The organism is Labrenzia sp. THAF82, assembly GCF_009363435.1.
In the GTDB taxonomy this organism is placed as follows: Bacteria; Pseudomonadota; Alphaproteobacteria; order Rhizobiales; family Stappiaceae; genus Roseibium; species Roseibium porphyridii.
The window spans coordinates 5236204-5259092 of record NZ_CP045354.1 but is presented as its reverse complement, the minus strand read 5'-3'; the positions used below and the strand labels follow the sequence as shown (position 1 = coordinate 5259092).

General features: G+C 56.2%; 26 protein-coding genes. 19 read left to right on the top strand and 7 right to left on the bottom strand.

Annotated elements, in window-relative coordinates:
• The first annotated feature begins 64 nt into the window (after positions 1-64).
• Positions 65-1009, top strand: coding sequence for a 4-hydroxybenzoate octaprenyltransferase (gene ubiA, locus FIV00_RS24095; RefSeq protein ID WP_152503134.1), 945 nt, complete (start codon positions 65-67; stop codon positions 1007-1009).
• A gap of 63 nt (positions 1010-1072) precedes the next feature.
• On the opposite strand, the gene FIV00_RS24090 is transcribed toward ubiA, so the two are convergent.
• Positions 1073-1663 carry a DUF6101 family protein gene (locus FIV00_RS24090; RefSeq protein ID WP_209006687.1) on the bottom strand — a complete coding sequence of 197 codons (591 nt, stop codon included), beginning with the start codon at positions 1661-1663 and terminating at the stop codon, positions 1073-1075.
• A gap of 430 nt (positions 1664-2093) precedes the next feature.
• Between FIV00_RS24090 and FIV00_RS24085 the strand changes: the two genes are divergently transcribed.
• The 6 genes from FIV00_RS24085 to lpxK are packed head-to-tail and all read left to right on the top strand — an operon-like array spanning position 2094 to position 7549.
• Positions 2094-3437 (top strand): TldD/PmbA family protein, encoded by a 1344-nt coding sequence (locus tag FIV00_RS24085; RefSeq protein WP_152503133.1) that lies wholly within the window; start codon positions 2094-2096, stop codon positions 3435-3437.
• Positions 3424-4242: a 3'(2'),5'-bisphosphate nucleotidase CysQ gene (locus FIV00_RS24080; RefSeq protein WP_173006129.1), complete on the top strand. Its 819-nt coding sequence runs from the start codon at positions 3424-3426 to the stop codon at positions 4240-4242. The genes FIV00_RS24085 and FIV00_RS24080 overlap by 14 nt, the downstream gene beginning before the upstream one ends.
• A 32-nt stretch (positions 4243-4274) precedes the next feature.
• Positions 4275-4514, top strand: coding sequence for a DUF4170 domain-containing protein (locus FIV00_RS24075; RefSeq protein WP_152503132.1), 240 nt, complete (start codon positions 4275-4277; stop codon positions 4512-4514).
• A 26-nt stretch (positions 4515-4540) separates the two neighbouring features.
• Positions 4541-5239: a lysophospholipid acyltransferase family protein gene (locus FIV00_RS24070; RefSeq protein ID WP_152503131.1), complete on the top strand. Its 699-nt coding sequence runs from the start codon at positions 4541-4543 to the stop codon at positions 5237-5239.
• Positions 5232-6530, top strand: a complete 1299-nt coding sequence (locus tag FIV00_RS24065; RefSeq protein ID WP_152503130.1) for a 3-deoxy-D-manno-octulosonic acid transferase — start codon at positions 5232-5234, stop codon at positions 6528-6530. The genes FIV00_RS24070 and FIV00_RS24065 overlap by 8 nt, the downstream gene beginning before the upstream one ends.
• Positions 6527-7549, top strand: coding sequence for a tetraacyldisaccharide 4'-kinase (gene lpxK, locus FIV00_RS24060; protein ID WP_152503129.1), 1023 nt, complete (start codon positions 6527-6529; stop codon positions 7547-7549). Before FIV00_RS24065 ends, lpxK begins: the two co-directional genes overlap by 4 nt.
• Before the next feature lie 15 nt (positions 7550-7564).
• Here lpxK and FIV00_RS24055 read toward each other — a convergent pair whose 3' ends face one another.
• From FIV00_RS24055 to FIV00_RS24045, 3 genes are all read right to left on the bottom strand, one after another.
• The gene (locus FIV00_RS24055; RefSeq protein WP_152503128.1) at positions 7565-7780 is read right to left on the bottom strand and encodes a DUF2093 domain-containing protein; all 216 of its coding nucleotides are present in this window, start codon (positions 7778-7780) and stop codon (positions 7565-7567) included.
• 98 nt (positions 7781-7878) lie between these two features.
• Positions 7879-8106: a hypothetical protein gene (locus FIV00_RS24050; protein WP_152503127.1), complete on the bottom strand. Its 228-nt coding sequence runs from the start codon at positions 8104-8106 to the stop codon at positions 7879-7881.
• Positions 8103-8330: a hypothetical protein gene (locus FIV00_RS24045; RefSeq protein ID WP_152503126.1), complete on the bottom strand. Its 228-nt coding sequence runs from the start codon at positions 8328-8330 to the stop codon at positions 8103-8105. The genes FIV00_RS24050 and FIV00_RS24045 overlap by 4 nt, the downstream gene beginning before the upstream one ends.
• A 277-nt stretch (positions 8331-8607) precedes the next feature.
• On the opposite strand from FIV00_RS24045, the gene tldD reads away from it, so the two are divergent.
• The 3 genes from tldD to FIV00_RS24030 all read left to right on the top strand — a co-directional run bounded on the left by tldD (position 8608) and on the right by FIV00_RS24030 (position 12753).
• The gene (gene tldD / locus FIV00_RS24040; protein WP_152503125.1) at positions 8608-10032 is read left to right on the top strand and encodes a metalloprotease TldD; all 1425 of its coding nucleotides are present in this window, start codon (positions 8608-8610) and stop codon (positions 10030-10032) included.
• Positions 10033-10046: 14 nt separating this feature from the next.
• On the top strand, positions 10047-10661 hold the full coding sequence (locus FIV00_RS24035) for an HAD-IA family hydrolase (protein WP_152503124.1): 615 nt from the start codon (positions 10047-10049) through the stop codon (positions 10659-10661).
• A 304-nt stretch (positions 10662-10965) separates the two neighbouring features.
• Positions 10966-12753 (top strand): monovalent cation:proton antiporter-2 (CPA2) family protein, encoded by a 1788-nt coding sequence (locus FIV00_RS24030; RefSeq protein WP_152503123.1) that lies wholly within the window; start codon positions 10966-10968, stop codon positions 12751-12753.
• Between the two features lie 64 nt (positions 12754-12817).
• On the opposite strand, the gene FIV00_RS24025 is transcribed toward FIV00_RS24030, so the two are convergent.
• The gene (locus FIV00_RS24025) at positions 12818-13378 is read right to left on the bottom strand and encodes an invasion associated locus B family protein (RefSeq protein ID WP_371419548.1); all 561 of its coding nucleotides are present in this window, start codon (positions 13376-13378) and stop codon (positions 12818-12820) included.
• Positions 13379-13893: 515 nt separating this feature from the next.
• Between FIV00_RS24025 and coxB the strand changes: the two genes are divergently transcribed.
• The 8 genes from coxB to FIV00_RS23990 all read left to right on the top strand — a co-directional run bounded on the left by coxB (position 13894) and on the right by FIV00_RS23990 (position 20554).
• Positions 13894-14844, top strand: coding sequence for a cytochrome c oxidase subunit II (coxB, locus tag FIV00_RS24020; RefSeq protein WP_371419547.1), 951 nt, complete (start codon positions 13894-13896; stop codon positions 14842-14844).
• Between the two features lie 78 nt (positions 14845-14922).
• Positions 14923-16518, top strand: a complete 1596-nt coding sequence (gene ctaD, locus FIV00_RS24015) for a cytochrome c oxidase subunit I (RefSeq protein WP_152503122.1) — start codon at positions 14923-14925, stop codon at positions 16516-16518.
• Positions 16519-16662: 144 nt separating this feature from the next.
• On the top strand, positions 16663-17598 hold the full coding sequence (locus tag FIV00_RS24010; protein ID WP_152503121.1) for a heme o synthase: 936 nt from the start codon (positions 16663-16665) through the stop codon (positions 17596-17598).
• 4 nt (positions 17599-17602) lie between these two features.
• Positions 17603-17764, top strand: a complete 162-nt coding sequence (locus tag FIV00_RS29910; protein WP_173006127.1) for a hypothetical protein — start codon at positions 17603-17605, stop codon at positions 17762-17764.
• Positions 17765-17775: 11 nt separating this feature from the next.
• Complete coding sequence (locus FIV00_RS24005; protein ID WP_152503120.1) at positions 17776-18378, top strand: cytochrome c oxidase assembly protein; 603 nt, start codon at positions 17776-17778, stop codon at positions 18376-18378.
• A gap of 49 nt (positions 18379-18427) precedes the next feature.
• Positions 18428-19300: a cytochrome c oxidase subunit 3 gene (locus tag FIV00_RS24000; RefSeq protein ID WP_152503119.1), complete on the top strand. Its 873-nt coding sequence runs from the start codon at positions 18428-18430 to the stop codon at positions 19298-19300.
• Between the two features lie 85 nt (positions 19301-19385).
• Entirely contained in the window at positions 19386-19775 is a 390-nt protein-coding gene (locus FIV00_RS23995) for a DUF983 domain-containing protein (RefSeq protein ID WP_152503118.1), read from the top strand.
• 29 nt (positions 19776-19804) lie between these two features.
• On the top strand, positions 19805-20554 hold the full coding sequence (locus FIV00_RS23990; RefSeq protein ID WP_152503117.1) for an SURF1 family protein: 750 nt from the start codon (positions 19805-19807) through the stop codon (positions 20552-20554).
• A 47-nt stretch (positions 20555-20601) separates the two neighbouring features.
• Here the strand turns inward: FIV00_RS23990 and FIV00_RS23985 are convergent, their stop codons facing one another.
• Together FIV00_RS23985 and FIV00_RS23980 are read right to left on the bottom strand one after the other, a co-directional pair.
• Positions 20602-21090 (bottom strand): peroxiredoxin, encoded by a 489-nt coding sequence (locus FIV00_RS23985; RefSeq protein ID WP_152503116.1) that lies wholly within the window; start codon positions 21088-21090, stop codon positions 20602-20604.
• Between the two features lie 122 nt (positions 21091-21212).
• The gene (locus FIV00_RS23980; RefSeq protein WP_152503115.1) at positions 21213-22034 is read right to left on the bottom strand and encodes a protein-disulfide reductase DsbD domain-containing protein; all 822 of its coding nucleotides are present in this window, start codon (positions 22032-22034) and stop codon (positions 21213-21215) included.
• A gap of 181 nt (positions 22035-22215) precedes the next feature.
• On the opposite strand from FIV00_RS23980, the gene FIV00_RS23975 reads away from it, so the two are divergent.
• Positions 22216-22812, top strand: coding sequence for a YqgE/AlgH family protein (locus FIV00_RS23975; protein WP_152503114.1), 597 nt, complete (start codon positions 22216-22218; stop codon positions 22810-22812).
• Positions 22813-22889: the final 77 nt, after the last annotated feature.

Below are 22889 nucleotides of genomic sequence, written 5' to 3'. Positions count from 1 at the left end.
CGATCCAACTTTGTTCGAAATTCGCGTTGGGCAACCGGTCAATGCAAACCGAGTGTGAAGTGTCATGATTTTTTCCACCAAGGATACGGGGCCTGTCGCTGATGCGGTGAAAAAGCACTGGGTCGACACAAGCCTGCCGTCGTCCTTGCGTCCATTCGCGCGGCTGGCACGTTGGGAACGGCCGATCGGTTGGTGGTTGCTGCTATGGCCCTGTTGGTGGTCTGCCGCGCTTGCGGCAATTGCTGCCGGTCAGGGCTGGCCGAACCTGTGGCACCTTGCTCTCTTCTTCATCGGAGCGGTGGCAATGCGTGGTGCGGGCTGCACCTACAACGACCTGGTTGATGTTGATATCGATGCACAGGTGGAGCGGACCCGTTCACGGCCAATTCCAGCCGGGCAGGTCTCAAGACTGCAAGCGAAGGTGTTCCTTTTCCTTCAGGCTATGGTTGGCCTGATCGTGTTGCTTCAGTTCAACACGTTTTCGATTTTGCTCGGGATCGTGTCATTGCTGCCGGTCGCGATTTATCCCTTCATGAAGCGGTTTACCAATTGGCCGCAGCTTTTTCTGGGTCTCGCATTTTCCTGGGGCGCATTCATGGGATGGGCCGCCGAATTCGGTTCGCTCACGTGGGCGCCGGTGTTCCTTTACGTGGGCGGCATTTGCTGGACAATCGGCTATGACACGATCTATGCGCATCAGGACAAGGAAGACGATGCTCTGGTCGGCGTGAAATCCACCGCACGCCTTTTTGGAACGCGAACCAAACCTGCATTGATTGTTCTGTATGCTCTGGCCACGCTGCTTTTTGCGACCGCAGCTGTCTTGGCCGATGCGGGGCCAGCCGCCTTTATCGGAATTCTCGCCGGCGTCATTCACCTCGGCTGGCAGATCGTCGCGCTGGATATTGACGATGGTGATCAGTGTCTCCGCTTGTTTCGTTCCAATGGAACCTATGGCTGGATCCTGTTCACAGGGTTTGTCATAGATGCCTTCGTTACCTGGCTATAAATAAGCAATGGCTCCGCTTTGCGGAGCCATTTGGTGCCTGTCCTGATCTTTCGAAACCCATGCCTAGGTGCGGGCGATGATCTCGCGTTCGCTGCTATGGCAGACCGAGGTTGTGGCTGGCCTTCCGACCACTCTCTTGTTCAAGAACCTTGGTCTTCGGCCGGTCAGCATCCGCAATTGACGGCGAGGGGCCGGTTGCGCTGCGGGAACGGCACGAAATGCGTCGATCGGTTTCACCTTGCCGCCCAGATCGCATACAAGCATCGGCAGATTGAAGACCTGTGCCCACCGGCTCCAGAGGATCGCGAGGTCATCGGAGTTTTCAGTCTCCGCAAGCGTGATGGATAGGGCGCTATCGTGATGTTTGAGAATCAGGGCAGCCTGGATTTCGCCTGGCACGTCGCCTGGAATTATCCGGACCATCACACCATCGAATGCTTCCGTCGGCACGACGAGGTTGACCGGAACACCTGCAACACGGCGCTTGATGATTGCTCTTTCGCGATCAAGAACAATGTCCGCGGGAAGAGAAGGTGTTCCCGGACGCGATTCCAGTCGTTGCTGAAAGCGTACCGGAAGACAACCGGGATGCGGCATTGTTTCTGCCGCTGTCCCGGTTGCTGCCGTTTCCTGTTTTTCTGTTTGACGTCTCAAGTAACTCTCCACCGGACCTTTTGGTCTCTCGATGTCTTTCAATCTAAGGGGGAAAGGTCGTAAAGCGCTTAAGAGACAGAGTTAAAAAAGTCTGTTTTTAAAGAGGGTTACTGGTTTGTAAGTGGCACGGTAAGACCTGATTCAGACCTGTGTCGGGAACGTGTTGATACTACTTTAGCGAGAGTGCGAGTGGTGCTCAAAACGCCTAGTGTTTCTGCGGACTTCCATTGATCTGCCCTAGAAGCAGCACACATAGGAGGTGTCGAACCTGTCACGCCGGTGCAGCATCGCAGTGTTGCGCCGGAGTGAATGCCTTCCGGCGTTTCTGGTTCGGAATGAAACAGATTGTTGGCATCTCAAGCTGGCTGTTGCAGCTGAACGGTGCGAAGCGTAAACAACAGCCAGACCTGATGGCACAAGAGCGGATCAAATGTCGGAACTGATCGATCAAAGTGAATTGCAGTCTCGCGCAGCACGGCTAGTGGAAGCTGCGCGGCAAGCAGGAGCCGATGCCTGCGACGCTGTCGCAGTCACCGGAGTATCGCTCTCGGTTGACGTGCGCGAAGGCAAGGTTGAAGAAACCGAACGTGCCGAGGGTGACGACGTCACACTGCGGGTCTTTGTCGGCAAACGTACCGCAGCCGTTTCAGCAAACCGTCTTGACGATCCGGCCAGTCTTGCCGAACGCGCAGTTTCGATGGCCAAGGTCGCGCCGGAAGACCCCTTTGCCGGTCTTGCGGACCCGGAGCTGCTGGTGAAGGAATTCCCGGTACTGGAGTTGTTGGACGACAAGGAACTGACGGCCGACGAACTGACGGACATTGCGCTTGAAGCGGAGGCAGCAGGTCTCGATGTGGACGGCGTCAGCAAGTCCGGCGGGGCTTCAGCGTCTTGGCGACTTGCAGGAATAGTGCTTGCAACAAGCCATGGTTTCGAAGGGTCTTATATATCTTCGCGATACGGCATGTCTATGACAGCAGTCGCAGGCGAAGGCACCGGCATGGAACGGGACTATGATTTCGACAGCAGGACTTTCTTCGCGGATCTGGACCGTCCAAAAGAGGTTGGACTGCGTGCCGGTGAACGCGCGGTACGCAGGCTGAATCCGCAAAAGCTTTCGACCCGAACCGCAAATGTCATTTATGAGTCTCGCGCAGCGCGCAGCATCCTCGGGCACCTGGTTGGTGCAATCAACGGAGCTGCGATTGCGCGCAAAACAAGTTTCCTGAAAGACCGAATGGGTGAAGCGGTGTTCGCGCCGGGCATTCGTGTCGTCGATGATCCCTTCAAGCGCCGAGGTGCAGCGACAAGGCCTTTCGATGGAGAAGGTACACGCGCTGATGTGCTTGAAATGGTCAGTGACGGAGTGTTGCAACACTGGTTCCTTGATGGCGCCTCTGCACGTGAACTGGATCTGAAACCCAACGGCCGCGCTCACCGAGGCGGCAGTGGTACATCTCCCGGTCCGACCAATATCACGCTGATGCCGGGCGAAAAATCGTTGGAAGAGCTTATGACGGACGCTGGCGAAGGCCTGCTTGTCACCGACCTGATTGGCCATGGCGTCAACGGAGTGACCGGAGACTATTCCCGTGGTGCCGCCGGTTTCTGGTTTGAGAACGGAAAAATTGTCGAACCTGTCAGTGAAATCACCATCGCAGGAAACCTGAACGACATGTTCAAACGCCTTGTGCCTGGCAGCGATCTGGACAACCGGTATTCGAGTGCAGCCCCGTCTGTCATGATCGAAGGGATGGCACTTGCTGGAAGCTGACACGGGCAATAATCACTCCTGGCTCGACCTTGATCTGCGACTTCTGGAAGACGCGGCGCATAAGGCTGGAGAATTGGCGCTCAGCTATTTCGGATGCGACCCTGAAACCTGGTTCAAAGGGAACAACCGCTCTCCAGTGTCTGAGGCGGATCTGGCAGTTGACAGGTTGCTTGCCGAGGAATTGCGCGGAGCACGGCCTGACTATGGCTGGCTTTCGGAAGAAACGGCAGACGACAAAAGCCGTCTGGGTTGCGAGCGGACTTTCATTGTCGATCCGATAGACGGAACAAGAGCATTTCTGGCAGGTGGAGACGAGTGGACGGTCTCTCTGGCGGTTGTCGAACAGGGGCGCCCGACCGCTGGCGTCGTCTTTTGTCCGCGCCGAAACGAATTGTTTGCCGCGCGTGCCGGAGGCGGGACCACTTTGAATGGAGAAAAAATTTCCGTTTCTCCGAAGCAGAGTGTTGAAGGGGCAACCTTGTCCGGGCCACATTCGATTGTTGCCAACAAAGATGTGATGGCGGCTGGATTTAGCGGTACGGAAATCCTGCGCTCGCTGGCCTATCGCCTGGCGATTGTGGCAGCTGGACGCGTCGATGTCGGCGCCGCACGGGGCGGGCCAAGCGATTGGGACCTTGCAGCAGCTGATCTTTTGGTGCAGGAAGCGGGCGGCAGGCTGACCGACCTTTCCGGCCGGAACCTTGTTTACAACCGGACCAAGACCGGACATCCAGGATTGATTGCTGCACCGGAAGCGCTGATCGAACCGGTTCGAGCGGTTCTTGGTGAAATGATCAGATCCTGAGCGGATTGCATCGACAAACAGTGAGGATATCCATGAGCGAGACCGACAGCCCCAAACAGCTGCTGCATCTGGTGTTCGGCGGTGAGCTGGAGTCGCCTGAAGGACTGACCTTCCGGGATTTGGATGAATTGGATATCGTCGGCATTTACCCGAACTATGCTGAAGCCTCCAAGGCCTGGAAGGCCAAGGCGCAGGCAACGGTCGACAATGCGCACATGCGCTATTTTGTGGTCCACCTGCATCGCTTGCTGGACCCGGACACAACGGCCTGATTGGTCGTTCTTAGGCGACAAGAAAAATGATCAAACGCCTCGGCCGTCAACCTTGGGTTCTCTCTGCAGTCGGTTCTGTGCTCGCCGGTTATCTCAAGCTGGTCTATCACACCAACCGGTTCACGATTGAGCCGAAAGGCGTACATGAGGAAACGGAAGCTGATCTGCCGGTGATCGTTGCCATGTGGCACGGTCAACATTTCATGGTGCCGTTTGCCAAGCCTTCCAGCTGGCCGGCGAAGGTCATGATTTCAAGATCCGCAGACGGCGAAGTGAATGCGATCGCTGCTCGAAAACTCGGTCTTGGTCTTATCAGGGCATCGGGTGGCCGAAACGCGCGCCAAATCAAGAAGCGCGGAGGCATGCGCGGATTTATCGAAGCTCTGCGGGCTTTGAAAGACGGGTTCAGCATAGCCATGACTGCTGACGTGCCAAAGGGACCTGCGCGCCAATCCGGTGTCGGCATCGTTCAACTGGCGAAACACTCGGGCAGGCCGATCCTGCCTGTGGCGGTTGCCACCAGTCGCAGTATCGAACTGAACAGTTGGGACAAGGCCAGCGTGAACCTGCCTTTCGGGCGAGGCGCAATTGCAACCAGCGAGCTGATCTGGGTGCCGTCGGAAATCGAGGACGATGCGCTCGAGGCCTACAGACAACAGGTCGAGGACGGGCTGAACAAGGCGACGACACGTGCCTATGAGATTGTCGGAAGGGCCGATGGCTGATCCGCGTCCCGTTCTTGTGACAGCCTATCGGGCTCTAGCGGCAGCCCTGACCCCCTTGTTCCACGTTCTTTTCTGGCTGCGCAGTCGGTCTGGAAAGGAAATCCCCGAGAGAAAGAGCGAACGGTTCGGCAAGGCGGATGTTGTCCGCCCAGAAGGTAAACTGGTCTGGATTCACGCTGCGAGTGTGGGCGAGACCGTCTCGGTGCTGCCTTTGGTCGATGCCTTGATCAGCGACGGCAACAAGGTTCTGCTGACCACGGTGACGGTTACGGCTGCGGAACTGGCACAAAAGCGCTTGCCGGCCGGGGCGAACCATCAATTCATGCCTTTCGACGCACCGGCGCCGATTGCAAGCTTTCTGGACAAGTGGCTACCTGACCTTGCCATGGTGGTTGAATCTGAGATCTGGCCCTGCCTTTTCGATGAAATGCGCCGCCGGCCCATTCCCTTTTTGCTCGTGAATGGTCGTCTGTCTGACAAATCACATCGGAACTGGTCGATTTTGCGCGGCGTAGCCCGGTATCTGTTTCAGTGCCTGGACTTTGTTTTGGCACAGAGCGAGGCAGACGCTGAAAGGTTTCGGCATTTGGGTTGCCGTAAGGTCGAGATGCCGGGCAATCTTAAATTCGATGCAGAAGAGCCAGCGCTTGATGAGAGCGCCTTCAGGACATTGAAGGGTCAAGCAGGTCAACGGCCGATCTGGCTGGCAGCGCTAACCCACCCCGGCGAAGATGATTACGCATTGGACGCATTTGATGAACTTCGACGCGCGAATTCCGATCTGCTTCTCATCCTTGTCCCAAGGCACCCTAAACGAGCTGATCAGATCTGCGAAATGTTGCAGGTTAGGGGCCTGACCTTTTCCCGCCGCAGCTCCGGTGAAGAAATTTTGCCCGAAACACAAGTCTATCTTGGCGATACACTCGGCGAGATGGGACTTTTTTATCGACTGGCCCCGGTCACATTTCTCGGTGGTTCCTATACTGAAGCGGGCGGGCACAATCCGGTTGAGGCTGCATTGTGTGGATCGGCTCTCGTGACCGGCCCAAGGGTCTCCAACGCGAGAGCTGTCTACAAAGACTTCTGGAAACATGAGGGGGCATTGAGAGTGTCTTCACCAGACAATTTGAGCGCAAGTGTCGAAGCTCTGTTCAAAGATCCGGAAGCTGCCAAACGTCAGGCAACAAGGGCACGCGAACTCGTCGAGGCAGGTCGGGGCGCTCTGGACAAAACGCTTGCAGCGTTAAAACCCTACTTGAAATCGACGGACGCAGCGGGAGGTGCGGCGTGAGCAAAGCGCCCGACTTCTGGTGGCAACAAGGGTTCTCTGTTGCCGGCGCTCTTCTGGCGCCTTTTGGCTGGATTTACGGTCTTGTTGCGGGTAGGCGCATGTTGGCCAAGCCGAAAGCGGAGAGCCGACTGCCCGTCATTTGTATCGGTAATTTCGTAGTCGGTGGCACCGGGAAAACTCCGTTCGCAATCGAGTTGGCTTTTCGGCTGCGCGAGGAAGGCTATACGCCTGGCTTTCTGTTGCGTGGGTATGGCGGTAGCACCAAAGGGCCAGTTTTGGTAGATCCTGATCTGCATGATGCTGCAGAGGTTGGCGACGAAGCTCTGCTCCTTGCCCGTCACGGTTCGACGGTCGTTTCGGCAATCCGTCCGCAAGGGGCAAGGCTGGCCGAAGAGCAGTCAATCGATGTTCTTCTGATGGACGACGGGTTTCAGAACCCTACACTCAAAAAGGATTTGAGCCTGATACTGGTGGATTGCACCGTTGGCTTCGGGAACGGCCGCTGTTTGCCTGCAGGTCCCTTGCGGGCCCCGGCGGACAGGCAGATCCTGAAAGCCGATTGCCTTGTTCTGGTTGGGGACGGAAACGAAGCGGAAACCGCCATTCATCTGGCAGGTCGCAAAGGCTTGCCGATTCTGCACGCGCATATTCGCGCTCAAAAGGACAAGGCACTTGAAGGTCAGAAGCTCTTTGCTTTTGCCGGGATAGGCCGACCGCAAAAGTTTTTCGATGCGTTGAAAGGCCTCGGTTACCAGGTGAAGAAAGCGCGGGCCTTTGCAGACCACCACCTCTATAGCCAGGCGGATGTCAGAACTTTGCTGACTGAAGCCGAAGAGGAAGGACTACAGCTCGTTACCACGTCCAAAGACATGGCGAGACTGGAGACGACTGAAGGGGAGCTCTTTCACTGGATCGCATCGACCGCAATCGTCGTGGATGTGCGCATGGACATCGACGACGAGGACCGGTTGATGAACCTGATCCGTGAAAAATTGCGACTGCGGAGCTTCAAGACCTGAGCGAGGTCTGCGCGTCTAGCGCGTTTCCAGATACCGTTTCATGGAAGCTTTGGCATCTACATAGGCTTCCTGCCGGTCTACGGACCAGTATTTCAACTCATCAAGCGGAATTGCCGTACCGGTCACAGCGCATCGCACGAATGTGCCGGGTGTTTCCACTTGGTAGTCGCCATCCAGGTATCGGACGCGGGCCTCGCTTGGAATGCGCGGATTTTCGTAACGGTTCATCATTGCGTCTGCTGCTGTGTTGCAAGGTCAAGTGTGCCGGAAGACTTGTACGGTAGATCGACCACCAAGGGCAAGTCACGGCTTTGTTCGCTTTGACGGCATCAGAACATCGGCGTGGTACGACGGTCTCTTCCAATGAGATATCGGCAGCGGGACATCACCACAGCCCATTCCGGCAATATTTCCTGTGCTTTTTGCATTTCGTGGCCACGATCGTTCTGACAGGTTTCCATGTCCTGCCAGCGTTTTGCTTCCACCGAAACGTCCTGACAAATCAGCAGCTCTGGCTCACAGGCAACCAGATGCATCGCGATGAGTACTGACTTCATGAGGCTGCCTTGCCGTTTTTCAAGGCCGATGACCCGGACAGTCTGAAGTCAACGGACACCACCATGTCGTCGGTTCGTTCGGAGGGACGGGGAGGGCCCGCAACATTTCCCGATTTGCTGAGCGCTTGAAGAATGAGTGGATGCAGTCCGTCGCCACGCTTGGCAGCTAGAACATGAAAAGAACTGTAGGTCTCGCCGACGAGATCCTTGGGTCGCTTGGGCATGCGCAAACGTCTTCCTTTTCGCGACAAGCGCGAATTTGTATGATGAAATTTTGAGAGAGAGCTGGCGAGGCCGTTTCTGAAGCGGTCAGGCTGACTGAGGATGCGAAGAATCCTTAAAGGTGAATTTTAAATTCAAGTTTAAAATCTCGCAAGTGGATTTCGAGGAATTCAGGGTGAATTGCGTGCCAAAAACCCTATGTTGGGGGTAACGCCTTGCATGACGGTGGAAATGCCGCCGGAAAGGCAACGGCCTCAAACGACTATGCAGGAAACAACAATGACCATTTCCACGGCAGATCTCATTGAATCGTCAGGTCTTGGGCTGGAAACAGCCAAACGCCTCACCAAGGACGCCTTGGACGGGGCGGATGACGGTGAGCTGTTTGTGGAATACCGGCAGACGGAAGGGCTGGTGTTCGACAACGGCCGCCTCAAGGGAGCCAATTATGATACGGCTCAGGGGTTCGGCCTCAGAGCAGTTGCCGGAGAAGCGGCGGGATATGCCCATGCTGGAGACATATCCGAAGGCGCGTTAAAGCGTGCGGTCGACGCGGTAAGTGCCGTCAAAAAGGGGTATTCAGGCAGCTATGCTGCGGCTCCAGCAAGAACAAATGTGTCGCTTTATTCTGACGCCAACCCGCTTGGTGGCCCGAGCTTTGAAGACAAGGTCAAGCTGCTGCAGGAGATAGACGCATACGCGCGATCCGTCGACCCGCGTGTGCGCCAGGTGACAGCATCGCTTGCCGGGTCCTGGCAGGTTGTTGAGATCCTGCGGGCCGATGGTCATCTTGTCCGTGATGTCCGCCCGATGGTGCGCTTGAGCATATCCGTTGTCGCGGGAAATGACGACCGACAGGAAAGCGGCTCGTTTGGATGCGGTGGCCGCGAAGGTTTCGACCGGTTTATCACGACGGAAAACTGGCAGGGTGGCGTGGACGAAGCCTTGCGTCAGGCCCTGGTGAACCTGGAGGCTGTACCGGCACCGGCAGGCACGCTCGATGTCGTGCTTGGTCCGGGTTGGCCGGGTATTTTGCTCCACGAGGCCGTCGGTCATGGTTTGGAAGGTGATTTCAACCGAAAGAAAACGTCGGCGTTTGCCGGGCTCATGGGCGAAAGGGTTGCGTCTCCCGGTGTCACGATCGTCGATGACGGCACCATACCGGACCGCCGCGGTTCGTTGAGCGTGGACGACGAGGGAACACCTGCCAGCCGTACTGTTCTGATCGAAGACGGCATCTTGAAGGGTTACATGCAAGACCGTCAGAATGCACGGTTGATGGGAATGGAACCCACAGGCAACGGCCGGCGTCAATCTTACGCTCATATTCCAATGCCGCGTATGACCAACACAGTGATGATGGCTGGCGACAAGGACCCGGAAGAGATCCTGAGTTCTGTGAAGGATGGTATCTACGCAGTCTCGTTCGGCGGTGGTCAGGTGGATATCACGTCAGGCAAATTCGTCTTTTCCTGTACAGAGGCTTACCGAGTCGAAAACGGCAAGGTCGGCGCACCTCTGAAAGGGGCAATGCTAATCGGCAACGGCCCGGACGCGCTGACACGCGTTTCCATGATTGGCAATGACATGAAACTTGATCCGGGCATGGGCACTTGCGGAAAGCAAGGGCAAGGCGTACCGGTCGGTGTTGGCCAGCCATCCATGCGCATCAATGAAATGACGGTCGGTGGAACAGCAGTCTGACCCGGAGGTTTAAGGTGCCGGGCGTCGCATTCGTTGTCTTCGACATGGATGAGGTTCTCTATGACTATCGTCATCAAACGCGGCTTGATTTACTCGAGCAGTTAACCGGGAGGCCGGCTGCTGAAATCGATGCAGCGGTCTGGGGTGGACCTCACGAAGAAGCCGCAGAGGCTGGTCAACCGGGAACTGCCGAAGCCTATCTGGCACAATATGGCCAATTGCTCGGTTATCCGATCGACTTTGACACCTGGTGCGATGTCCGGCGTCGGATGATGCGGCCGAGACCGGATGTGCTTTCGTTGGTAAAACGGATCACCGCCAAAGCCGACACCGCGCTTCTGACGAACAATGGAATGATGCTGAAAGCGGCGCTTCCCGTTTGTGCACCCGAAGCGTTCGAAATCTTCGGCAGCAAAGCCCACGTTTCTGCAGAATTCAGACTGCGAAAGCCTGATCCGCGGATCTACCGGGCCATTTGTGAAAAATATGGCTACGAACCGGGCCGCTGCGTCTTTGTTGACGACAAGTTGGAAAACGTTTCCGGGGCTGAAGAGGCCGGCCTCATCGGACACCATTATTCATCGTGTGGGGCGCTGGAGGCTTTTCTCTTGGACCACAAGTTGATCTGACGTCGGCGACGCAAACTGAGTGGTTTTCTCGAAAGCGTGGAGGCGGTTCTGCGTTGTTGACATGGCCTCCCTGACCGCGAAATTGCCGCGCCTGCCGCGTTACCGGGCTCCTGGCGCAGCGCGCATTGAAATAGCGCTTTGTCGAAAGCTGAGGTCGACGCATCGTTCTGTGGCAGAAAAAGCGAAGCAATAACCTGTATTGCAGCCATTTTGAGACAGGTTAAAGCCTGCAAATTTGCTACAGTTAAAATTGTCATCACAGTTTAACTGATTCCGGTCGCCGCAATCCGGTTTAGGAGAAAGAATGGCCAGCGAGGCAGCACCTCCGTTTTTTGCTGAATCTATCGTGTTTCTGGCTGCGACAGTTGTAGCCGTTCCGATTGCAAAACGGCTGGGACTGGGTTCGGTGGTTGGCTACCTGGCCGCCGGTGCAGCGATCGGGCCGCATGGACTTCAACTTCTGGGTTCTGGAGAAGACGTTCTTCATGTGGCCGAGCTAGGCGTTGTCTTGCTGCTCTTTGTCATCGGCCTGGAACTCGACCCTCAAAAACTCTGGCGAATGAAGCGCGATATATTTGGTCTTGGGTCCGCCCAGGTGATGCTCACCGGTCTGACCTTGTTGGGCGTTGGTCTGATTTCGGGGGTCTCGTTCTCCACTTCCCTTGTCGCAGGATTTGGATTGGCGCTGTCTTCAACAGCCTTTGCTTTGCAAATCCTGCAGGAGCGTGGACAATTATCATCAAGCTATGGCCAACGAGCTTTCGGCATCCTGCTCATGCAGGACATTGCGATCGTCCCTCTTTTGGCAATGGTGGCCATATTGGCGCCGGGCGAGGGGCCATCGACGGCAGCCCAGATATTCAGGGAGATCATTCTCGTTCTGGCTGCCGTGGCCGCGGTTATTCTCACAGGCCGGTATCTGATCTCACCGATATTCCTGTTTCTCGCGGCCAGCCGCGCGCGCGAAGTCATGTTGACGGCTGCGCTTCTGGTTGCCCTGGGCAGTGCGGGGATCATGCATACCGTCGGCCTGTCTATGGCGCTCGGTGCATTTCTGGCAGGCGTGCTTCTTGCCGAATCAAGTTTCAGGCACACACTCGAAGCTGATATTGAGCCGTTCCGCTCATTGCTGATGGGATTGTTCTTCGTGGCGGTCGGTATGTCGCTCGACGTTTATCTTGTCATGGAGAATTGGGTCATCTTGGCCGTTGGGGTCCTACTCGTCATGGGCATCAAGGGCTTGTTCCTCTGGGGTCTGTCCCGAGGCACCGGATCACCAAACTCCGATGCAATGCGCATAGCTGTGACGCTGCCCCAGGGTGGTGAATTTGCTTTCGTTCTATTCACGGCTGCCGTCAGCAACGCCCTTCTGGACTATCAAACGGCAAACCTTCTGAATGCCATCGTGATCCTGACGATGCTGCTCACGCCAGTGGCCTGTCTAGGTCTCGACAAACTTGCGGCCCGAGCCAAGGCGAAGGGTGTTGAAAACCCGTCAATTGAAACCTTCGAGGAGGCCACACCGACGGTTCTCGTTGTCGGTTTTGGCCGATTTGGGATGGTTGCCGCTCAGATCCTAACATCCGAAGGTCTTGAGATTACAGCGATCGACAATCGGCCCGACCGTATCGATTACGCCCGCAAGCAGGGCTACAAAGTCTATTACGGAGATGCGACACGTGCAGACGTCTTGAGTGCTGCTGGCGCCGGCAAAGCCGCGTTGATTGCCATGTGCATTGAAAACGACAAGGTGATGGGCAAGGCAATCGATCTTATTCGGAAAGACTTCCCTGAAGTGCTGATTTTCTGTCGCGCAACCGACCGTGCACATGCTCTGGATCTTACAAAACGCGGCGTCGACTTTCAGATCCGTGAGACCTTCGAGTCGAGTGTCGTGTTCGGCAGAGCGGCTCTGGAAGCGCTCGGGACACCTCTCGATCGGATTGATCAGATCGAGGAAGATGTGCGGCACCGGGATGAAGAACGGCTGGCCATGCAGCTGACGGAAGGCATGTATGCCGGGATGGACCGTCTGCATAAGGTCACCCCGCGAAAAACTGTCTCTGACGAACACGACGAACCGGCAGAATAGAAAAAAGCGCCGAAGGGCGCTTTTTGTCGTCGTGAATTAAGAGGATTGTTCGCTTTTGGCGGCCCTAGGGCAGAGCGTCAAACCCGGCTGAGAAACCGTTCAGCGAAATCGGGATACCGATCCCTTCTTCCGGTGTCTGGAAAATGATGAACGTGGCCTGTCCACCCCCTTGCAGTTTGGTCAGCAGGTCTTCTTCCAAAATGACTTCAGCAATACAGCCGTTCGGCAGACAGCGGACAAACCCCGCACGCCCGATATCGGCATTGTCGACCCGCAGACCGAGGCCCGAGGGCAAAAGCACGCCAAGCGGCGCAAGGACACGCAGGATACGTGCCTGTTTGTCGGCGGTTTTGAGGATTATCACCGAAAGACCGACATTCTCGCGGTCTGCTGCCGTCACATTCTGGATCAGGGCGCATTGTTCTCCGGTCGAGCCGGGAGGCGTATCGCAGCGCATTTGCCAGTCGCCATGCGCAGAGCGCACCTCGCCTTGAGCCGCGGCGGGCAACGTTGCGTGTGAAACGGCGCTGAAAAGAATTCCGGCAATGGCGGCAAACTTGGCAATCGACAGTTTGGAGCGTCCGGTCTTGCGGGCAGCCAGGGACTGCGTCAAAAGGGTTGACAAGAAAACCTCCAGTCAAGCGTTATATGATCCGTGAGCCGCTCCCGCATCCGGAAATCGGCTGGCCTGCGAATCATGAATATGATCCCGAGCCGACCTTGCCGCATGATAGCGCTTGATTCTAGTCCGGCGGGGTTTCAATCGGCAGCGATAGTTGCATTTTTTGTCGAAAATCAGCCTGTCCTTGACCCTTGTCAAATGGCCAAAGCCTTTCAGGGACTGTGAAAAGTTGGAAATTCCGTTGCAGCCCGGCGTTTCTTGTGGTTTTTGTGCGACAGCAGGGTGTTGGTGGGGTGATGCGGCACATCGCCGCTCTGCACAGTAGAAACCATCGCCCTCAATACCAGTTTGTGGTTATAGTCCGGCCATCAGATAATCCTGTCGGGTGTCCGGATGCGGCAGATAGGGGCTTGCGAAGCTGCGCCAAGCCCGCTACTGCCGCACTGGATTGGGCCGGAGTGTGTATCCGGTATTGATGCATGTGCCGCGTGAAGCGGCTGAGGGAAGGGAGCGCGGACGTGAAGGCAATCTTCAAGCGTCTCATGACTATAGCCGGAATGGCGGCGACATTTGCTGGGGTGTCCACTGCGGCCCTGGCGGCCGAATCCGGCATGACGAACTGGCAGCTCGGATTTCAGCGGTCTGTCACCGAAGTGATGGACGACATCACATGGTTCAACAGCTTCACGTTGATAATCATCACCGTCATTACACTTTTCGTGCTGGCGCTGCTGATTGTTTGCATGTCGCGTTTCAGTGCCAAGGCGAACCCTGTTCCCTCGCGCACGTCGCACAACACGATGATCGAGGTCGCGTGGACGGTTGTCCCGATCCTGATCCTTGTTGTGATCGCCATTCCCTCCTTCCGTCTGCTTTACAAGCAGTTGGATATTCCCGAGTACGACATGACCATCAAGGCGATCGGTTATCAGTGGTACTGGGGCTATGAATACACCGACGAGGGTATGGGCGAACTTTACTTCGACTCCCTCATGGTGGGCGATTCTTCAGATCCTGCAGCCGATCTTGCTGAAAGGCAGGAAGTCGCTGATGCGCGCGGCGTTTCGATTGCGGAAGTTCCGCGCTTGCTCGCAGTTGACTACGATCTGGTCGTTCCGGTTGACACCACTGTTCGCCTGCAGGTGACCTCTGAAGATGTGATCCATGCCTTCGCGATGCCGTCCATGGGCCTCAAGATCGATGCGATCCCCGGCCGCTTGAACGAGACATGGTTCCATGCTCGTGAAGAGGGCGTTTTCTACGGTCAGTGTTCAGAGCTTTGCGGCAAGGACCACGCCTTCATGCCGATTGCCGTTCGTGTGGTCTCAAAAGACCAGTTCCAGACTTGGGCATCCGCGGCTCAGGATGATCTGGACACGGCAAACGAACAGCTGATGGCGTCGATTGCCGATGCAAAGAAAGTCGCCGAAAGCGGCCAGAATGAAGAAGTCTCGGTCGCAGCGAAATAACGCTGCGACTTTTCTTGTTTGGCGATGCGCGCGATGAGACGCAGCGCCGCTGAGAAAGTTTGAAAGAGGGAGCCCCAAATGGCTGCGACCGAAGCACATGCGGCACATGACCATCCCTACGGATGGCGTCGCTGGGTCTATTCGACCAACCACAAAGATATTGGCCTGTTGTATCTCTTCTTTGCGATCTTTGCCGGGATCGTAGGGGGAGCACTCAGCGTCGGAATGCGCATGGAGCTGCAAGAGCCGGGGATGCAGATCTTCGCTAATGCGCACATGTTCAACGTGTTCACGACGGCACACGGTCTGATCATGATCTTCTTCATGGTCATGCCCGCCATGATCGGTGGTTATGCCAACTACTTTGTGCCGATCATGATCGGTGCGCCGGATATGGCGTTCCCGCGCATGAACAACATTTCCTTCTGGCTGCTTCCTCCGGCATTCCTGCTTCTGGTTCTGTCTCTCTTCGTTGAAGGGCCTCCAGGCGGAAACGGTGTTGGCGGCGGCTGGACGATCTACCCGCCCTTGTCGACCTCCGGCCAGCCCGGTCCGGCAATGGACCTTGCTATCCTGTCCCTGCACATTGCTGGTGCGTCGTCGATCCTGGGTGCGATCAACTTCATCACCACCATCTTCAACATGCGTGCTCCGGGCATGACACTGCACAAGATGCCGCTGTTTGCCTGGTCCGTTCTGATCACGGCGTTCCTGCTGGTCCTGTCGCTGCCTGTTCTGGCCGGCGCGATCACCATGCTTTTGACTGACCGTAACTTCGGTACCACGTTCTTCACGCCGTCCGGTGGCGGTGACCCGATCCTGTTCCAGCACCTGTTCTGGTTCTTCGGTCACCCTGAAGTGTATATTCTGATCCTTCCGGGCTTCGGCATCATCAGTCACATCATCTCGACCTTTGCCCGTAAGCCGATCTTCGGTTACCTGGGCATGGCCTATGCCATGGTTGCCATCGGTGTGGTCGGCTTCATCGTGTGGGCTCACCACATGTACACGGTTGGCATGTCTTCAGAGACCCAGGCCTACTTTGTGGCAGCCACAATGGTGATCGCGGTTCCAACCGGGGTGAAGATCTTCTCGTGGATTGCGACCATGTGGGGTGGTTCGATTGATTTCAAAACCCCGATGATCTGGGCTATCGGCTTCATCTTCCTGTTCACCGTTGGCGGTGTGACGGGTGTGCAGCTGGCAAACGCCGGTCTCGACCGTGCGTTCCACGACACCTATTACGTTGTGGCTCACTTCCACTACGTTCTGTCGCTCGGAGCCGTCTTTGCGATCTTCGCAGCCTGGTACTACTGGTTCCCGAAAATGTTCGGCTACATGTACAACGAGACGATCGGCAAGGCGCATTTCTGGATTACGTTCATTGGCGTGAACCTTGTGTTCTTCCCGCAGCACTTCCTGGGTCTGAATGGCATGCCTCGTCGCTATGCCGACTACCCGGACGCGCTGGCCGGCTGGAACTATGTTTCCTCCATCGGATCGTACATCTCGGCTTTCGCAGTCCTGGTGTTCATCTACGGCATTGTCGAGGCGTTCTCCAAAAAACGCGCCGTTGGCAACAATCCGTGGGGCGAAGGGGCGACAACCCTGGAGTGGACGCTGTCTTCTCCTCCGCCGTTCCACCAGTTCGAAACGCTGCCGCGCATCAAGTAAGCGTGGTGTGGAGGATAGTCTCCATCGCATGATCTGCACCGCGCCGGACCCCGGCGCGGTGCCAGTTTGAAAGCCTGACAAGTTCGGTAAGTGCTGGAAACCGGCTGAGAGAACAGGCTGACATGGAAATCAAAGGACGCGCCTATGTCGCTCGTTGAGCGCCAGGAAACAATGAACCAGGACAGCGCCGTTTGGGATGGCGGGATGGGATCTGTGAGCGACTATGTGGCGCTCCTGAAGCCCCGTGTCATGTCGCTGGTCATCTTCACGGCATTCGTTGGCCTCATGCTTGCCCCTGGCAATGTGCACCCCGTGCTCGGTATCGTCGCGATCTTGTGTATCGCAATCGGTGCCGGAGCATCCGGTGCTCTCAACATGTGGTACGACGCAGACATCGACGTCGTCATGACTCGCACGCGCAAGCGTCCGATCCCGGCAGGGAAGATCACACCGGACGAAGCACTTGCCTTCGGCATCACGCTTTCGATCGGTTCGGTTCTGACGCTTGGCCTTCTGGTGAACTGGTTTGCCGGTGCTTTCCTTGCCTTCACGATCGCCTTTTATGTCATCGTCTATACGATGTGGCTGAAACGTTCGACGCCACAGAACATCGTTATTGGCGGTGCGGCTGGCGCGTTCCCACCGATGATTGGCTGGGCATCCGTCACAGGCAGCGTCAGCCTGGAAAGCTTCGTTCTGTTCCTTATTATCTTCATGTGGACGCCGCCGCATTTCTGGGCTCTGGCTCTTGTTAAAAACGGTGACTACACGGCAGCAAAAGTGCCTATGCTTCCGGTGGTCGCAGGGCCCACCAGCACGCGCCACCACATACTGATCTATTCAATCCTCTTGGCGCCGGTAGGTGTCGCCCCCTATCTGCTCGGATTTGCGAGCCTGTTCTACGGCGCAGCGTCTGCAACGCTCGGTATAATCTTCGTTGCCCTTGCCGCAGATATCTGGCGCAAGCGGGAAGGCGACGCCGCCAAGGCCGCGTGTTGGCGGCTGTTCAAGTTTTCGATCTTCTATCTGTTCATGCTGTTCGCTCTTCTTCTGGGCGAAAGCCTGATCTCGGGGGCCTGATCGCATGGCCGCCGAAGAACAGGGCATCAAGCTGACAGACGAGCAAAAGAAAAAGCGCCGTGCGCGCTCGATTGCGATAGCAGCCGTGTTGGTTGCCATGGTTGTGCTCTTTTACATCGTTACCATCATCAAGCTGGGACCGAGTGTAATGGACAGGGCGCTCTGATGGAGGAACGCATGAGCCGGGAAGCGGATCAGGATCTGGCCCGTAAGAACCGCAAAGTTGCGGTCATTTGCGTCGGGATGTTTGCTTCGATGGTGGGAATGGCCTACGCAGCCGTACCGCTTTATGACCTGTTCTGCCGGGTCACCGGATTCGGTGGCACTACACAGGTTGCAGATGCCGTCAGCGATGTCGTGATCGACCGGAAGATCACCATCCGTTTCGATGGCAATGTGAACCAGAGTCTTGCCTGGGCATTCAAGCCTGAGCAACGGTCCGTAACCCTCAAGATGGGCGAGTCGGCGCAACTTGCTTACCTCGCAACGAACACGGGCGAGGGACCGAGCGTTGGCACATCCACATACAATGTATGGCCGCCCGCTGCCGGAGCCTATTTTAACAAGTTGGACTGTTTTTGCTTTACAGAGCAGGCACTTGAAGCTGGCGAGACCGTCGAAATGCCGGTCGTCTTTTTTGTCGACCCTGAGATGGACAAGGATCCTGAACTGAAACACGTGAAGGAAATCACTTTGTCCTATACTTTCTTCCCGGTAGAACAACCGGAACGCCCTGTAGCAGCCCGAGCCGAAAAGCCCGGTGCTGAGACGAAATTGTGAGAATGGCGCGTGAGCGCGATTGAAATGACTGTGTTTGGGGAGCTTGCCGATGGCTGAGGCACATACCAAAAACCACGACTACCACCTGGTGGAACCAAGTCCGTGGCCGTTTCTAGGAGGAGTGGGCGCATTTGTGTTTGCTCTTGGAGCCATCGGCTTCATGAAGTCGGTACAGGGCACAGAGTTTGTTCTGTTCGGAATGAACCTGACTGGCTGGGGCCTGTTCGCCATTGGACTGTTGGTCATTCTCTATGTGATGTTTGGTTGGTGGCGTGACACCATCAATGAATCGCATCAGGGTCACCACACGCGTGTTGTGTCTCTGCATCTGCGCTACGGCATGTTGCTCTTCATCGCTTCGGAAGTGATGTTCTTCGTTGCCTGGTTCTGGGCCTATTTCGATGCCGCGCTCTTTGCTGGAGAAGCGATCCAGTTTTCGCGGGTCGAGGCGACTGGCGGTCATTGGCCACCCGATGGCATCGAAACATTCGATCCCTGGCACCTGCCACTGCTCAACACGTTGATCCTGCTGTGCTCCGGCACAACGGTGACGTGGGCGCACCACGCTATGCTGCATGAAGACCGTGAAGGCCTGAAATGGGGATTGACGCTGACGGTTCTGCTGGGCGTGCTCTTCACCATCTGCCAGGTCTATGAATATGGCCACGCTGCGTTTGGCTTCAGCGGCAATATTTATGGCGCGACCTTCTACATGGCCACAGGCTTCCACGGCTTCCATGTGGTTGTTGGTACGATCTTCCTGGCTGTCTGTCTGGGCCGTGCGCTCGCGGGTCAGTTCACCAAGGAAAAGCACTTCGGTTTCGAAGCTGCTGCATGGTACTGGCACTTCGTTGACGTTGTCTGGCTGTTCCTTTTCGTCGCCATCTATATCTGGGGCGCGGGTACACCTGCCGCCCATTAGGGCGACAAACTAAGAACGACACTTGCGCCCGATCCGGTCAACCGGGTCGGGCGCAATCTTTTAGTGCTCTGGAGTAAGGAAGGCGATGGAAGACAAGGCGCATTTTCCTCCGGTCAATCCGGTACCCGCCGGCCTTTCGGGTAAATGTCCGCAGTGTGGCCAGGGCAATCTTTTTGATGGCTTCCTGAGCGTGAAGAAATCCTGCATGTCTTGCGGGCTGGACTATGGTTTCGCGGATAGTGGTGATGGACCTGCAGTGTTTGTCATCATGTTGGTCGGTTTTGTCGTCGTCGGATTGGTGCTTTTTGTCGAACTCTCGTTCCAGCCACCAGTCTGGCTGCATCTGTTGCTTTGGCTGCCGTTAACTGTCGTACTTGCCGGGTTGGTGCTTCGTCCATTGAAAGGTCTTATGATTGCCCTGCAGTTTCGCCACAAGGCCGCTGAAGGTCGCCTTGACGACGATCAGCACTCCTGACTGAAAGGATTGTCCCGAGGATGGGGCCTATGAGGAAACTCATTTTTCCAACCATTGCGACGTTGATTGCGCTGGCCATTCTGCTCAATCTCGGCTTCTGGCAGCTCAACCGGCTGGCCTGGAAAGAAGCTTTGATCGACAGAGTAAAGGCAGGTGTTTCCAGTCCACCGGTTTCGGCACCTGGCCCAACTGAATGGATGACGCTCTCAGAAGACGACGATTATCGTCGTGTTGAGGTCAGTGGCGCCTTCCAGAAAGGCTCTGCCTATTACTACACGGCGCTGACAGATCCGGTTGGCGCTATAGGCGGTCCCGGGCTGATGGTCTATGTGCCGTTCAAATCGGATGAAGGTTGGACGGTTTTTGTCAATCGCGGCTTTCTGCCCCAGGGGTTAGATGACAATCTCCGAGCTGAAGCACTTGACCTGCCTGAAGGCGAAGTCACCCTGACCGGGTTGTTGCGTCTCAGCGAGAAGCCAAATTGGACGACTCCGGAGCCCGATGAGAACGATCTCATCTGGTTCGCGCGTGATACGGCATCGATGGCTGAGCTTCTGGGGGTCGATGCCACGGGCCTCGCGCCCTATAGCGTTGACTTGGATGCGGCGTTTACGCCTGCCGCCGGCATGCCTCAGGCTGGCGAAACGATCGTTAGGTTTAAAAACGATCACCTCGGTTATGCGCTCACCTGGTTCGGTCTCGCGGCCACATTGGTGGGCGTCTATTTGACCTGGGCCGCCAGCGTTTTATGGCCTCGAAAGCGCAGGGACAGCGCATAAAAGAGAGCCCTTCCGGGCTCTCTTAACTTGTCGGATATCGCGAAGCTCTAGCCGAGCGCTTCCAAAATAGCGGCGGCACCCGTTTTAGTAGCATCGCCAGGACTGTCTTCAACGGCCAGAAAAGTCACTTCTCCGTCTTTGGCGATTAGTGCGAAGCGTTGTGAGCGCAGATGACCGAAGATGGGTGCTGGGCCGAGCCCGAGACCAACGGCTTCGACAAACTCAGCGCCGGTGTCAGCCAGAAACGTGATCTTGCCGCCGGTGTTCGAACCCTTTTCCCAGGCATCCATCACAAAGACGTCGTTGACGGAAACAACGGCGATCTCGTCAACGCCCTTGTTCTTGAGTGTCTCTGAATGTTCGACAAAGCCAGGCAGGTGGTTCATGTGGCAGGTTGGCGTGAAGGCCCCGGGCACACCAAAGAGCACCAGCGTCTTGCCAGTCGTCAGCGCGCTTGTTGTCGTTTCGCCCGGACCGTCCTCGGTCATGATCTTGAACGTTGCCTCCGGGAGGCGGTCCCCAACCTTAAGTGTCATAACTAAATCCCTTGTCCGATGGCTGCAGAAGAAAAATGCAGCCCGGGCCAGAGATAGGGCGGAATCCGGTTCCAGTCGAGGGACACGGCACCAAAAATGAGCGCTTGTGGTTTGACGGCTGTTTATTCCACCCAAGCGGGATCAATCGGTTGCAAAAATTCCGTCGCCCTGCCACCGGATTTCAGTACCAGCCGGAGTGTCCTGTCGTCGCCCTGAGTGGACAGACCCTTGGTGGACAGATGCCAGGTCGCCGTATCTGCATCGTGGTTGAACAATTTGGGCAGCCCGATGAATGATCCGTGTGGACCGGCAGCAAAGAGGTCCGGCTGTTCCTCAATGCCAACGATGGCATCGATAACCAGCGCTTTCTTGTCTTCAGACAGGCTCACATTCTGGATCTTCAACGTATCGTCGCCTGAAGACGCCGGAACATTGTCCAGGTCGCGCTCGATCAGTTTTGCTGCGAGCTTGTCTTCTTCCATGTCCGGGCCGAAATCCAGGCTGAGAACAGCGTCACCCGGAACACAGATGTCCTTGCAGATGCCGAAGAAGAGCTCGATGGAGAAGCGAACCTCACCGGAAGGGTCTTCAGGGGTCACTTTGATCGGCAACACGATGCCGTCGTGATAGACGATCGATTCAGAAAACCCGTCATTGTAGCGCTCAGGCACCGGATAAAGAATCTCGATGTCTTTCAAATTGGCGGTGTTCGAAAGCGTGATTTGCGGCGGAATGCCGGCTTCGCCAGGGTAGCGCCAATAAGTATGCCAGCCCTGTTCCATGAGAAATTCCAGACCGGCTAGATAGGAGCCGTCCTTCAGAGCGCCAGAGGCAATCAACCGCACGGCGCCACCTTGGACCTCAGTCCAGTCGGTCATGGCGGCTCGCGCCGGAGTAAGGGCCGTCAGAAAGGCGAGCGAAAGGAAAAGCGCAAATCGTTTCATGCTCTTTTGCTACACGACTTTCCGGGAGAGGTCATCGGCCAGATACCTAAATCCGGGTCATATCCTTGTGACGCTGCCGTGAACCTTGAAGCCTGTGAAATTGGAAACTGACATTAACAAACACAACCAAAGGGGCTACACTTCTAGTAGGCAGAGGGCGTCAACAGCAAATGAGGTACGAATGGCTGTAACCGAAGCAACAGATACCCTCGAAGGACAGTTTCTGATTGCGATGCCGAGCATGGCAGACAGCCGGTTCGAACACTCTGTGATTTATGTATGCTCCCACTCAGATCAGGGGGCGATGGGACTGGTTGTGAACCAGGTTGCCAGGCACCTGTCTCTGGAAGAACTCTTGATACAACTGGATATCGTCAATGACGACAGCGCCATCCGGCTGCCGGCCAGCGTACGTGACATGAACGTTCACAAAGGTGGCCCGGTTGAAGTTGAACGCGGATTTGTCCTTCACAGCGACGACTTTATGCTGAACCAGTCGACATTGACAATCGACAACGGCATCTGCCTGACAGCAACACTTGAGATTCTCAGAGCTCTTGCACAGGGCACCGGCCCGGAGCAAGCCATGTTGGCTCTCGGGTATGCCGGCTGGTCACCGGGCCAGCTTGAAAACGAGATACAATCCAACGGCTGGCTTACGGCACCTGCCGATCCGGACATCCTCTTTGATCGGGAATCCGATAGAAAATGGCACCGTGCTCTCGGCAGTCTGGGCATTGATCCGGCAATGCTGTTTTCCGACGCCGGACACGCCTGATCCCTGTCCCACCACAGTCAAGATTTTAGCCAAAAGCGACTTGCGCTTGATTGTTATGGCGCGTAAGTCGCATGTTT